Annotated in this window: 11 protein-coding genes; 1 reads left to right on the plus strand and 10 read right to left on the minus strand. The window is 70.1% G+C overall.

The window, feature by feature from the left end; genetic code table 11:
* Positions 1–41: 41 nt before the first annotated feature.
* From M3149_RS13785 to M3149_RS13825, 9 genes are all read right to left on the minus strand, one after another.
* Positions 42–947 carry a mechanosensitive ion channel family protein gene (locus M3149_RS13785; protein WP_251710121.1) on the minus strand — a complete coding sequence of 302 codons (906 nt, stop codon included), beginning with the start codon at positions 945–947 and terminating at the stop codon, positions 42–44.
* A complete protein-coding gene (gene otsA, locus M3149_RS13790; protein ID WP_251710122.1) occupies positions 944–2,332 on the minus strand; it encodes an alpha,alpha-trehalose-phosphate synthase (UDP-forming) in 1,389 nt (462 codons plus the stop codon). The genes M3149_RS13785 and otsA overlap by 4 nt, the downstream gene beginning before the upstream one ends.
* Complete coding sequence (locus M3149_RS13795) at positions 2,329–4,146, minus strand: glycoside hydrolase family 15 protein (protein ID WP_251710123.1); 1,818 nt, start codon at positions 4,144–4,146, stop codon at positions 2,329–2,331. The genes otsA and M3149_RS13795 overlap by 4 nt, the downstream gene beginning before the upstream one ends.
* Positions 4,143–4,877, minus strand: coding sequence for a trehalose-phosphatase (gene otsB / locus M3149_RS13800; RefSeq protein WP_251710124.1), 735 nt, complete (start codon positions 4,875–4,877; stop codon positions 4,143–4,145). Before otsB ends, M3149_RS13795 begins: the two co-directional genes overlap by 4 nt.
* Positions 4,878–5,011: 134 nt before the next feature.
* Positions 5,012–6,193, minus strand: coding sequence for a multifunctional CCA tRNA nucleotidyl transferase/2'3'-cyclic phosphodiesterase/2'nucleotidase/phosphatase (locus M3149_RS13805; RefSeq protein ID WP_251710125.1), 1,182 nt, complete (start codon positions 6,191–6,193; stop codon positions 5,012–5,014).
* A gap of 37 nt (positions 6,194–6,230) precedes the next feature.
* Positions 6,231–6,929: a glutathione S-transferase family protein gene (locus tag M3149_RS13810; protein WP_251710126.1), complete on the minus strand. Its 699-nt coding sequence runs from the start codon at positions 6,927–6,929 to the stop codon at positions 6,231–6,233.
* Between the two features lie 101 nt (positions 6,930–7,030).
* Positions 7,031–7,345 (minus strand): metal-sensitive transcriptional regulator, encoded by a 315-nt coding sequence (locus tag M3149_RS13815; protein ID WP_251710127.1) that lies wholly within the window; start codon positions 7,343–7,345, stop codon positions 7,031–7,033.
* 114 nt (positions 7,346–7,459) lie between these two features.
* Positions 7,460–8,413, minus strand: a complete 954-nt coding sequence (locus M3149_RS13820; protein ID WP_251710128.1) for a complex I NDUFA9 subunit family protein — start codon at positions 8,411–8,413, stop codon at positions 7,460–7,462.
* A 29-nt stretch (positions 8,414–8,442) separates the two neighbouring features.
* Positions 8,443–10,395, minus strand: coding sequence for a transglycosylase SLT domain-containing protein (locus tag M3149_RS13825; protein ID WP_435370746.1), 1,953 nt, complete (start codon positions 10,393–10,395; stop codon positions 8,443–8,445).
* Between the two features lie 120 nt (positions 10,396–10,515).
* On the opposite strand from M3149_RS13825, the gene M3149_RS13830 reads away from it, so the two are divergent.
* Positions 10,516–11,166, plus strand: a complete 651-nt coding sequence (locus M3149_RS13830; RefSeq protein ID WP_251710130.1) for a 5-formyltetrahydrofolate cyclo-ligase — start codon at positions 10,516–10,518, stop codon at positions 11,164–11,166.
* Positions 11,167–11,172: 6 nt separating this feature from the next.
* Here M3149_RS13830 and M3149_RS13835 read toward each other — a convergent pair whose 3' ends face one another.
* Positions 11,173–12,072: a DMT family transporter gene (locus M3149_RS13835; protein ID WP_251710131.1), complete on the minus strand. Its 900-nt coding sequence runs from the start codon at positions 12,070–12,072 to the stop codon at positions 11,173–11,175.
* Between the last annotated feature and the right edge of the window lie 3 nt (positions 12,073–12,075).

Consider the following 12,075-nt stretch of genomic DNA (forward strand, 5'->3'; position numbering starts at 1 on the left):
AATCTTGCGTGCGGCAGTCGGGCAATCCGGTGCGCCGCGGGTCAGTGTTGCGTCACTTGCTGCATCGGGAAGGCGGGCGCCTTGCCCGCGCGGTCGGCGCCGGCGTAGACGGTGAGGTGCGGGTAGGGGATCTCGATGCCTTCGGCGTCGAAGGCGGCCTTGAGGCGGCGCAGGTACTCGCGGCGCACGCCCCACTGCTCCAGCGGCTGGGTGCGGAAGCGGCAGCGGATGACCACCGCGGAATCAGCCCAGCGGTCGACGCCGGCGATCTCCAGCGCGTCCAGGATGCGCGGGCCGAAGGCTGCGTCGGCGCGCATGTCCTCGCCCACGCGGCGCATCACCGCCATCACGGCGTCCACGTCCTCGCGGTAAGCCACGCCGATGTCCATCACCGCCTGGCTGAAGCCACGCGACATGTTGATCACAGTGGTGATGTGACCGTTGGGCACGTAGTGCACGTTGCCGTCGTAGTCGCGCAGCTGCACGAAGCGCAGCGTCACCTCTTCGACCAGGCCCGAGTGGCTGCCCAGTTGCACCACGTCGCCCTGACGGATCTGGTTCTCCAGCAGCAGGAAGAAGCCGGTGAAGTAGTCCTTCACGAGGCTCTGTGCGCCGAAGCCCACCGCCAGGCCCACCACACCGGCCGCGCCGAGGATGGGCGCCACCGACACGCCGAGTTCGCCCAGCACCAGCATGCCCGCGATCAGGCTCACCACCACCGCCACCAGGTAGCGGAACACCCGGCCCAGCGTCTCGGCGCGTTTGGCGGCCTCGCGGTCGTCCAGGCGGCTGGCGATGCGCTGGCGCATGCTGCGGATGCCGCGTTGCAGCACGCCGATCAGCACCCAGGCGGCGATCAGGATGAGGGTGATGCGCAGCGCCGTGGTGGCGGCGCCGCCCAGGCCGGCCCACCAGGCGGCGGCCAGGTCGATGAGGTTTTCATTCATGCGGACTCCTTGCGTGTCTCTCGGAGGGCGGCGAGGAAGGCCTCGCGCCACCAGTGCACGTCCTGCGTGCGGATGCGGTCGAGCAGCGCCGCGTGACGCTGCTGCCGCTCGGCCAGCGGCATCTGCAGTGCGCGCTGGATGGTCTCGGCCGTGCGGCCGGTGTCGTGCGGGTTGACGAGCAGGGCTTCGTGCAGCTGCTCGGCCGCGCCGGCAAAGCGCGAGAGCACCAGCACGCCGGGGTCGGCCGGGTCCTGTGCGGCCACGTACTCCTTGGCCACCAGGTTCATGCCGTCGCGCAACGGCGTCACCAGCGCCACCGCGGCCGCGCGGTACAGCCCGGGCAGGCGCTTGCGCGCCACGTTGCGGTGGATGTAGCGCACCGGCATCCAGTCGAGCTCACCGTGTTCGCCGTTGATGGCCCCCGAGAGGCTTTCGAGTTCGGAACGCAGCGCGGCGTAGGCGTCCACCGATTCGCGGCTGGGCGAGGCGATCTGGATCAGCGTGGCGCTGCCCTTGTTTTCCGGGTAGTTCTGCAGCAGCGTGCGAAACGCTTTCAGGCGCTGCGGCAGGCCCTTGGAGTAATCGAGCCGCTCCACGCCCACCAGCAGGCGGCGGCGCGCGTACTCGCGCTTGAGTTGCTCGTGCATCTCGCGCGCTTCCTTGCCTTCGGTCAGGGCCTGGAACTCCTCGACGTCGATGCCGATGGGAAAGGCCTGCGCGCGCAGGGTCTTGCCGTGGGCACGGAACTCGTGTTCGCCGAGCACGTCGGCGCCCACCTCGACACCCACATAGCGCGAGAAATGCGCCACGTCGTTGCGGCTTTGAAAACCCACCAGGTCATAGGCGAAAAGCGATCGCATCAGCCGGTCGCTCTCGGGCAGGGCGGCCAGCAGCTGCGGTGGCGGCAGCGGCACGTGCAGGAAAAAGCCCATGCGTTGCTCGCAGCCCATGGCGCGCAGCTCGGCCGCCAGCGGCATCAGGTGGTAGTCATGAACCCAGACGATGTCGTCGGGCCTCAGCAGGGCCTTCAGGCGCTGCGCGAACAGGCGGTTGACGCGCTGGTAGCCGGCGAAGCCACCGGCGTCAAAGTCGGCCAGGTCGAGCCGGTTGTGCAGCACCGGCCAGAGCACGCCGTTGCTGTAGTTCAGGTAGTAGCTGTCGTGGTCCTCGCGGCTCAGGTCCACCGTGGCCAGTTGCACCGCGCCGGCCTGCTGCAGATGCAACTCACCCTCGCCCGGCGTACCGCCTTCGGTGATGTGCCCGCTCCAGCCGAACCACAGGCCGCCCGAACGCTCCAGCGCCTGGCCGAGCGCCACCGCCAGGCCGCCGGCCGCGGTCTTGCGCGGGTCGGCCACGCGGTTGGAGACGACCACCAGGCGGCTCATACCACTGAGTCCCACGGGGCAGAAAGCCGCACCGCGGCGTTGATGAGCCCGACCATCGAGTAGGTCTGCGGGAAGTTGCCCCACATCTCACCGGTGGTGGCGTGGGTGTCTTCGGACAGCAGGCCGAGCGGGTTGCGCACCGCGAGCATGGCCTCGAACACCGCGCGCGCTTCGGCCGTTCGCCCGGTGCGTGCAAGCGCATCGATGCGCCAGAAGGTGCAGATGTTGAAGGCCACTTCGGGCTTGCCGAAGTCATCCGAGGCCTCATAGCGGCGCATGTAGGGGCCGTCGCACAGGTGCTTCTCGAGCGCGTGCAGTGTGGACACGAAGCGCCGGTCCATCGGGTCGATCAGGCCGACCTCGGCCATCAGCAGCACGCTGGCGTCCAGATCGCGCCCGCCGAAGCTCTCGGCGAAGGCCTGGCGTTCCTCGCTCCACGATTCACGCAGGATGCGTTCGCCCATGGCGCTGGCGCGCTCGCCCCACTTCTGCGCACGGTCGGGCAGCTGCAGTCGCCGCGCGATCTTGGCCAGGCGGTCGCACGCGGCCCAGCACATCAGCGCGGAGGAGGTGTGCACGCGGGCGCGGGTGCGCAGCTCCCACATGCCGGCGTCGGGCTGGTCGAACACGCGCACGGCCTGCTCGCCGATCGCCTCCAGCCGCTCGAACTCGTCGGGCCCCGGCTGGTGCAGCAAGCGCTGGTCGTGAAAGGCCTGCGCGGCGGCCAGCACGATGTTGCCGTAGACGTCATGCTGGAAATGCTCGTGCGCCTGATTGCCCACCCGTACCGGGCCCATGCCGCGGTAGCCGGGCAGGGTGCCGACGATGCGCTCGGGCAGGGCGCGCTCCAGGCCGATGCCGAGCAGCGGCTGCACGTGCCCGTTGCCCTCGCGCGTGCTGCCCACCACCACGTTCGCCAGCCAGCGCAGGTAGTCCTCCAGCGTGCCCATCTCGGACAGGCTGTTGAGCGCGCGCACCACGAAGAAGGCGTCGCGCAGCCAGCAGTAGCGGTAGTCCCAGTTGCGCTGGCTGTCGGGGGCTTCGGGAATGCTGGTGGTCATGGCGGCCACGATGGCGCCGGTGTCCTCGAACAGGGAGAGCTTGAGCGTGATCGCGGCGCGGATCACCGCGTCCTGCCATTCGAGCGGCAATGCCAGGCGCTGCGTCCAGCCGCGCCAGTACGCGGTGGTTTCCTGCTCGAAGCGGCGCGCGGTCTCGCCCACGCCGTCGCCCAGGGTCTCGTCGGGACCGAGCAGGAAGTTGTGCTCCTGCATCAGCAGAAAGGGCTCGCCCGAGAGCACGTGGCTCACGGGGGCGTCGGTGTAGAGGCGCAGCGTGAGGTGTTCGCCCACGTAGCGGATGTGATTGCTGCCCGAGGTGATGCGCGGCGCCTGGGCGCCCCAGTCGAAGCGCGGCGTGAGGCGCACGCGCATGCGCGGTGCGCCGCGCAGCGCGCGCACCCGGCGCACGATCTGCATCGGCCGGAAGAAGCGCCCGCGCGAGGCGAAGCGTGGCGCGAAGTCGGTGATCTGCAGTCCCTGGCCGTGCACGTCCCACAGTTCGGTCACGAGCACCGCTGTGTTGGGTTCGTAGCGCTGGCGAGCCTCGGCGAAGTCCTCGATCTCGATCGCCCAGTCGCCCTGGTCGCTGTGTTCGCCGCCGAGCAGGGCGCAGAACACGGGGTCGCCGTCGAAGCGCGGCAGGCAGGCCCAGACCAGGCTCGCGCGCGGATCAATGAGGGCGCTGATGGTGCAGTTGCCGATCACGCCGAGGTTCAGTGACGGCGGGGCACTCCGGGCGAAGCCAGGGCTCATGTGCAGGTCTCCAGCGCGTGGCGCAACCAGGCCCGCAGCGCCTGGGGGTTGGCGCAGCGGTGCTGCGCGCGGGTCGGGCCGTCGCCGACCTTGATGGTCTCGCCCTGCAGTGCATGCACGGCGGCAAAGCCGTCTTCGTCGGTGACGTCGTCGCCCGCAAAGCAGGGGCGGCGGCCTGCAAAGGGCGCCTCGCTCATGAAGGCTGCGATGGCGTAGCCCTTGCCGACCTGCGCTGACTTGACCTCGACCACCGCCTTGCCATGCATGAGTTGCAGGTCATCGCGGCCATTGAGCGCCTGTGTCAACAGGTCCAGGCAGGCCGGGCCGAGTGCGGGGTTGAGGCGGTAGTGCAGTGATAGGGAGGTCTGCTTGCGCTCCAGCACCAGGCCGTGATGCCGCGAGACGAAATCCTGTGCGAGGTCGGCGAGGGCTTGCAGTTCGGGCGTGTCGGCCAGGCGCAGGCGGCCGTCGCCCGCGACGCGCACCGCACCGTGCTCGAAGGCGCCAGGCCAGCGCTGCGCAGGCAGCCAGCGCCGCAGGTCGTCGCGCGCGCGCCCGGTCACGATGGCCAGGGCGCCATCGAGTCGTTGGTGCAGGGCGTCGAGCAAGGGCGGCAGGTCGTCGGGAACCTGCACGGCGTCGGGGCGGCTGGCGAGGTCGGCCAGGGTGCCGTCGAAATCCAGGAACAGCGCCGATCGCCGGGCCGACAAGGTGGGCAGCGTCGTCGTCATCAACCGCTTACCGTACCGCGCTTCGGGGGTCAGGGGCAAGCGGTGGCGGGTTTGCCGCAGTGCAGCACTGCGGAAAATCCGCCCGGCTTGACAGCCCGCTCGATGGTGGTCGAGCGCGCCCCTTGCGACCCGTTTCAGACCGGTTGCGCCAGCGCTTCCTGCAGGCAGGCGAGCCGCGCGGCCCGCAGCCGTTCGCCAACCTGCGGGCCACTCAGGCCCTCGCCCAGCGCCTGGCGGGTGATGGCAGCGGTATCCAGGGCCTGCACACGCTGCAGCGCCTGTGCCAGCCGCGCGGTGGCCGCGCGCACCGCGGCACCGGCGTCGGGCGCGCTCAAGGCCTCGCCCTCGACGACCCGCAAGCCCTCGAGAAAGCGCGTCGGCTTGCGCCAGGCATCGCAGCGATTGAACAGTTCGAGCATGGTGTCGGCATCGCCCGCCGACCGCAACGTCTCGCGCTCGCGGTGGACCAGCAGGGCCAGATCGCGCGCGTCATTGGGCACGCGCCAGCGCTCGGCCAGCGCCCGCAGGGCCGCCTCGTCGCGCAGTGCGGTCACCAGCCAGGTCCAGCGTACCGGCAGTGGTGCGTCGGTAAACAGCGGGTGTGTTTCGAGTACCGATGCGCGTTCGGGGCCGAGCGCCGATTGCTTCAGGGCGTCGAGCCCCCAGGCGGCGAGCAGGCCGCAGTCGTCCAGCGTGGCGATCAGCCGGCTCGGACGCGCCTCCATCAGGCCGCGCGCCACCTCCTGCCACACGCGCTCGGCCACCAGGTGGTCGGCCTCGCCGTGTTGCACCATCGCGCGCATCAGGGCCATCGTCTCGGGCGCCACGCGAAAGTCGGGCCAGCGCGCCGCAAAGCGCGCCACGCGAAGGATGCGCACCGGGTCCTCGGCGAAGGCCGGCGTGACGTGGCGCAGCGCGCGTGCGCGCAGGTCGGCCAGCCCGCCCCAGGGGTCGATCAGTGGCGCGTTGGCGGGGTCATCGGCGTGTGCCGCATCCACCGCCATCGCATTGACGGTGAGGTCGCGTCGCGCGAGGTCCTCTTCCAGCGTGACGTCGGGTGCGGCTTGAAAGGCGAAGCCGTGGTAGCCCGGTGCGGTCTTGCGCTCAGTCCGCGCGAGCGCGTACTCCTCGTGCGTCTGCGGGTGCAGGAAGACCGGGAAATCGCGCCCCACGGGTTCGTAACCCGCGGCCGCCATCGCCTCTGGCGTGGCGCCCACAACCACCCAGTCGCGGTCCGCGCGCCCGGGTGCGGGCCAGCCGAACTCGCGCGCCAGCCAGGCATCGCGCACCGCACCGCCCACCAGGTAAATCTGCATGGGCGCGAGTCTAGGGTCTGTTGCGACCCAAGGGCATTCAGCGCGGCGCCGGCGCCACGCGGTAGGGCTCGTCGAAGGCGATGAAATCGTGCTCCTTCAAGGCATCGTCGATCCAGGCCCGCACGCCGGGCAGGGCGAGCACACGATCAACGTAGGCCTGGATATCGTCGGGCACCGGCAGTGCGTAGGTGCGGATGCGCGTGCACACCGGTGCAAAGAAGGCGTCGGCAATGGTGAAGCTGCCGAACAGCAGGGCGCCCGCGGCTTGCGCTGCCAGCAGGTCGCGCCACATGGCCACCAGGCGCTCGACATCGGCGCGCACGCCAGCCTGATCGCGCCAGATCAGCGCGCCCACGTCGGGCAGCGCAGCCTCGATGTTCATGGGGCAGTGGCTGCGCAGCGCATTGAAGCCGCTGTGCATCTCGGCGCACACGCTGCGGGCCCGTGCGCGCTGGCGCGGGTCGGTCGGCCACAGGTGCTTGTCGGGAAAGCGCTCGGCCAGGGCCTCCGCGATGGCCAGCGAGTCCCAGACCACGAAGCCGTCATCGACCAGGGCGGGTACCTTGCCCACCGGGTTGATGGCCTTCACCCGCTGCTTGAAGACCGAGTCGGCCTCGAACGAGTCGAACCGGATCTGGATTTCCTCGAACGGGATGCCGGCCTGGCGCATCAGCACCCAGGGGCGCATGGACCAGGACGAGTAGTTCTTGTTGCCGATGATGAGTTGCAGGGCCATGGTGTGCTCCGTGTGGAGCGCCGATGGTAGAGCGCGGTGGCCCTGCGATCGATGCGCAATGCGGGCCCGATGGATGCGGGCCCGTCATGAATGGCGGGCGTTCAGGCGTACTTTTCGAGGATGCGCGTGGAGCGCTCGACGTCGCGCATGACCGGGCCTTCGACCGCCACCTCGGCCACGGCGTCCATCACGTTGCAGGCCATCATGCGGTAGAAGGCCTTGTCCATGGCCTTGCGCGCGGCCGACATCTGCTGGGCCACCTCCTCGCAGGGGCGTTCCGTCTGCACCATCTCGATGAGGCCGCGGATCTGGCCTTCGATGCGTTTGAGGCGGTTCACCACATCGCGCTGGGTGTCGACGCTGTTGGCGGTCGTGCGGCCGCGCTGCGGCGGTTGGACGAGGGTCTGGACGTTCATGTTGCGCCTGTGCCTGAAAGTAGTTTAAAGGTGCTCATTCAAGAGCGGCGCGAGTCTGCCAGATAACACCAACCCAGTACAGTTTTCGAGGGCGCCGCGGCGCGATTCATCCGATCAACGTCCAGCCTGCTGCCGCCAATGCAGTAGTTGGCTGCGCCCATTGCGCTGCCCGAGGTAGGTGGGCGCGATCGTGTGGACGCTCGCCGGTGCGATGCCCAGGCTGTTCAGCCCGGGCAGCTGCCCGCTGGCGACGTTGGGCACCGACATGGCCGCAACGTTGTCGCGGCTCATGAGGGGCGGCCCGGGCATGAGCTCCATCACCGCGGCCTGCAGGCGGCCCAGCGCGGCGGGCAGACCGATCACCGGGCGCTCGTGGCTGCCATGGCGGCCGGCAAGCCGCACCAGCTCGCGCAACGTGAGCACGTCCGGGCCGGCGCATTCGATGGTCTGGCCCTGGGTGCTCCGGCCGATGGCGTCATCGCGCAGGCAGGCGGCGATCGCGGCCGCCACGTCTTCCACCCACACCGGCTGGAAACGGGCCTCGGCGCAGGCCAGCGGCACCATCGGCGCAAGCCCTTGCAGTTGCGCGAACAGGTTGAGGAAGCGGTCGCCAGCACCGAAGATCACGCTCGGGCGCAGCACGGTGAGGTCGAGGTTGGCGCCGCGCAGCACCTCCTCGCCGCGCGCCTTGCTGCGTTGGTAACGCGACGGCGCATCTGTCGCCACGCCGAGAGCGCTCACGTGCACGACGCGGGACACGCCTTCGGCCAGGCAGGCCTCCTCGATGGCCAGTGGTAGCTCCACGTGTACGCGCTCGAAGGCCTCCTCGCTGCCATGCAGGATGGCCACGAGGTTGACGATCACGTCATGCCCGGCCATGAGGCGCAGCAGTTGCGCAGGGTCGTGCACGTCGGCCTCGATCACGGTCACGCGCGGCAGGTGCTGCACCGCCGCAGCGTTGCGCGCCCGCCGCGTGGGCACGGTGATCTGCCAGCCTTCGCGGTGCAGGCGTTCACAGGTGTGGCGGCCAACGAAGCCGGTGCCGCCGAGCACGAGGACGTTTTTCATGGGGTGTTCTTCCAGGGTCGACAAAGCGCTCAGGGCAGTTCGGTGTTCACCGCTGCGGCAGTGGCGCTGCGCGGGCCCACCTGGCCCAGGCGCGCGCGCAGCGATTGCGGCTGGCCGGAAAGCAATGCCGCGTACTGCGTGGTGTTGGCGAGCACGCGCTGCACGTAATCGCGCGTCTCCTCGAACGGAATGTTCTCGGCCCAGATCTCGCCGGGCAGCACAGGGCCGTTGCGCCACTGCCGCGCGCGGCTGGGGCCGGCGTTGTAGGCGGCCGCGGCCAGCGGCAGCGAGCCCTCGAAGTCGTCGAGCGCAAACTTGAGGTAAGCAGTGCCGATCTGGATGTTGGTGTCGCGCTCGGTGATCTGTTGCGGGCGCCAGTCGGTCAGGCCGATCTTGCGCGCCGTCCAGCGCGCGGTCGCGGGCATCACCTGCATGAGGCCCGAGGCGCCGACGTGCGAGCGGGCGTCGGTGACGAAGCGGCTCTCCTGACGGATCAGGCCGTAGACATAGGCAGGGTCAAGGCCGATTTCTTGCGCGCGTGCCACGACCTGTTCGCGGTAAGGCGTGGGGAAGCGCTGCGTCTGGTCGATCACCTCGCGCGTGCGCAGGCTGGTGTTGATGCAGCGGTCCCAGATCTGTTCGCGGCAGGCCAGTTCGGCGGCGGCCAGCAGTTCGCGGTCACCCATGCCGCCGGGGCTGTGCAGGGCCACCTGGTAGTTCCACTCGCGCACCCCCTCGCCGCGCAGGCCCAGGCGCAGGGCCGCGAGCGCGCGGCGCAGGCCCGCATCTTGCGCCGCGGCGCGGCGCTCCTCGGCCGTGAGCGGCTCGGGTGCTGCGGGCGCGGTGATGGGCAGGCCCAGCGCTTCGAGCGCCAGCATGCCGTGAAAGCTGTCCGGTGCGGCGATCGATTCGAGCAAGGCGCGCGATTGCGCGCGCGCCACCGTGGCGTCGGGTTCGGCCAGCGCCTCGATGGCGCGGGCGCGCCAGTAGACCCAGGCGGTCTGGCCCCGCTGCGCCGGGCTCATGGCGTAGATCGCGTCACGCACCGCAGCCCAGCGGCCGGCCCGCAGGCCGGCGCGCGCCATCCAGGCCAGGTGTTCGTCCGTCATGTGCTGCAGTTCCCCGCGCGCATAGAAGGTGAGCGCGTCGTCCTGCAGGCGCTGCGCCGCGCGGCGGCCGATGGCGCCCCAGGCCCAGCCGCGCTCCTCGGCGCTGAGCTGGCTGCGCCACTTGAGGCTGTCGAGCTCGGCGGCGGCGGCGTTCGGGTCTTGCGCGGCCAGGCGGACCAGCGCCAGCGTGACCAGTTCCTTGGTGCGGGGGCGGATGGCGGTGATCTTGTCGTCGAGGTAACGCGCCGGGTTGTCGGCGATGGCTTCGAGCTGCGCCGCGCGGTCGGGGTCGATCAGCGCCAGCGCCTGACGCGCTGCGGCCGGGCGGTTGACCTCCATCATCAGTCGCGCGCGCTGCCACACCACCGTGTCCTTGAGGTGGCCACTGGCCAGCAGCGCCTGCGCCGCGGTGGCGCAGCCGTCGTCGACGTCGCGCTGGGCGAGCCAGAGCTCACGCACGCGTTCGGCCGCCACCTCGGGCGGCAGGCGGCTGCCCGCGGCGTCCAGCATCACCGTGTAGCAGGTGACCTGGCGGTCGTCGTTCATGCGGAACAAGGGCCGCTCGGCCTCGAAGCGTGCCCAGTCGCGCTGCTTGCCCAGTTGCAGCAGCCAGTCGTTGCGCAGCCGGTCTTCCCAGTAGGTGCCGGCCATGGCGTCGAGCGCGGCGCGGATCTCGGCCGGGCTTGCGCTGTCCAGGCGCACGCGCATTTCCCAGTAGCGCGCCAGCGGCTCCAGCACGTGCCCGCGCGTGGCGGGCAGCAGGCGCGTGAGCTCGGTGCTCTGGTTCTTGCGGAAGGCCTCGCGCATGTCCAGCACGGCTTTGTCTGCAGCCGGCTGCGAGGCGGCCAGGGCGGGCAGCAGCAGGCCCGCCATAATCAATCGGCGGCCCAGTCGCGCGGTGCGCGCGAAGGGCGAGTCCACGGGCGAACCCGGTGGCAAAGTCAATGTCATCTCGCTTCCCTGAATCTCGAGCACACGGAACACACGTCGATTATGGACAGCAAGCCCGGTCAGAGTTCCCCTTTCCCCGACGGCAGGACGGCCGGCGGCTCTCCGGGCGAGGCCAAGGCCCGCTGGCGCAGATCGCTCATCGACAAGCGCCAGGCGTTGCCCGACCGTCTCTGGCGCAACGACCAGTTGCAGCGCGTGATGCGGGTGTGGCTCGTGAACCGGCCCGACGCGGTGATCGGTGCCTACTGGCCCATCAAGGGCGAGTTCGATCCGCTGCCCGCGCTGTTTCGCTGGCAGGAGGCCGGGCTGGAGGAAGACGCGCAGGGCCAGCAGCGTCACCGCCGCATCGGCCTGCCGGTGATCAACAAGATCGACAAGACGCTGACCTTCCACACCTGGTACCCGGGTTGCCCGATGGAAGAAGACGCCTACGGCATCCCCAAGCCCAAGGACACCGAGGTGGTGCAGCCCACACTCATCTTCGTACCTTGCGTGGGCTACGGCCCGGGCGGCTACCGGCTGGGTTACGGCGGCGGCTTCTATGACCGCACGCTGGCCACGCTGGCGCCACGGCCGTTCACCGTGGGCCTGGGCTACGACTTCGCCTTCCTGCCCGAACTGCGCCCCGAGCCGCACGACATGCCACTGGACGCGATTCTGGTGGACACCGGCGTTGCCTGGCCGGTGGACTGAAGACCGTCACGGGTGCTCGGCCGTGGCGTGCACCTCGCTGATGCGCTTCTCGCGCCGGATCAGGTAGAGCCCGCTGCCGATCACGATGGCCGCGCCCAGCCAGGTGTGCGAGGCCGGCAGCGTTTGCCAGATCAGCCAGTCCAGCCCCAGGCCCCAGGCCAGCGCGCTGTACTCGAACGGCGCCACGATGGAGGCTTGCCCATGCCGGAACGCCTCGGTGATGGCGAGCTGGCCGCCGAAGCCGGTGATCGCCAGCGCAAGCAGCAAGGGCAGATCGGCGCGGGCGACTGCCTGCCAGTTCGGCCAGGCCAGCGCCCCTGCGCCCACGGATATCGCCACCATCATGGTGAGGATGAGTGCCTCGCTGCTGTCGGTACGGGTGGCCAGACGCCCGGCCACCGCCGTCACGGCGTAGCACAGCGCCGCGCCCAGCACCGCCAGACCTCCGGTGGTGGCCAGGCTGGCCTGCAGGTCGGCGCCGCTGGGGCGCAGCGCAATCAGCACGCCCACGAAACCGACGCCGATGGCCCACCAGTGCGCTGCCGGCACGCGCTCCTTGAGCACCGGCACCGACAACGCGGTGATCAGCAACGGCGCGATGAAGAACAGCGTGTACGCGGCCGACAGCGGCAGTGTGCGAACGCCCACCGTGAACAGCGTGAGCATGACGATGCCAAGCACGCCGCGCAGCACGTGCAGTGGCCAGCGCACGCGCAGTACCGTGTGCCAGGCGCCGCGCCAGGCGATGTAGAGCAGCACGAGCGGCAGTGCGGTGAGGCCGCGCAGCGCGGCGATCTGCAGTGCGGGGTAGCGCGCCGAGAGTGTCTTGAGTACCGCGTCCATGAGGGCGAAGAAGCCCACGGCGATGAGCATCGCGACGATGCTGCGCAGGTTGCTGTTGTGCATGGG

It is taken from the genome of Hydrogenophaga intermedia (genome assembly GCF_023715105.1).
GTDB classification, from domain to species: domain Bacteria; phylum Pseudomonadota; class Gammaproteobacteria; order Burkholderiales; family Burkholderiaceae_C; genus Hydrogenophaga; species Hydrogenophaga intermedia_A.

Coding starts and splice junctions, on each gene's coding strand:
- M3149_RS13810 (WP_251710126.1), bottom strand. CDS start 6,929: ATGGCCCTGCAACTCATCATCGGCAACAAGAACTACTCGTCCTGGTCC.
- otsA (WP_251710122.1), bottom strand. CDS start 2,332: ATGAGCCGCCTGGTGGTCGTCTCCAACCGCGTGGCCGACCCGCGCAAG.
- M3149_RS13785 (WP_251710121.1), bottom strand. CDS start 947: ATGAATGAAAACCTCATCGACCTGGCCGCCGCCTGGTGGGCCGGCCTG.
- M3149_RS13825 (WP_435370746.1), bottom strand. CDS start 10,395: ATGGCGGGCCTGCTGCTGCCCGCCCTGGCCGCCTCGCAGCCGGCTGCA.
- M3149_RS13830 (WP_251710130.1), top strand. CDS start 10,516: ATGGACAGCAAGCCCGGTCAGAGTTCCCCTTTCCCCGACGGCAGGACG.
- M3149_RS13815 (WP_251710127.1), bottom strand. CDS start 7,345: ATGAACGTCCAGACCCTCGTCCAACCGCCGCAGCGCGGCCGCACGACC.
- M3149_RS13805 (WP_251710125.1), bottom strand. CDS start 6,193: ATGCAGATTTACCTGGTGGGCGGTGCGGTGCGCGATGCCTGGCTGGCG.
- M3149_RS13795 (WP_251710123.1), bottom strand. CDS start 4,146: ATGAGCCCTGGCTTCGCCCGGAGTGCCCCGCCGTCACTGAACCTCGGC.
- M3149_RS13835 (WP_251710131.1), bottom strand. CDS start 12,072: ATGCACAACAGCAACCTGCGCAGCATCGTCGCGATGCTCATCGCCGTG.
- otsB (WP_251710124.1), bottom strand. CDS start 4,877: ATGACGACGACGCTGCCCACCTTGTCGGCCCGGCGATCGGCGCTGTTC.
- M3149_RS13820 (WP_251710128.1), bottom strand. CDS start 8,413: ATGAAAAACGTCCTCGTGCTCGGCGGCACCGGCTTCGTTGGCCGCCAC.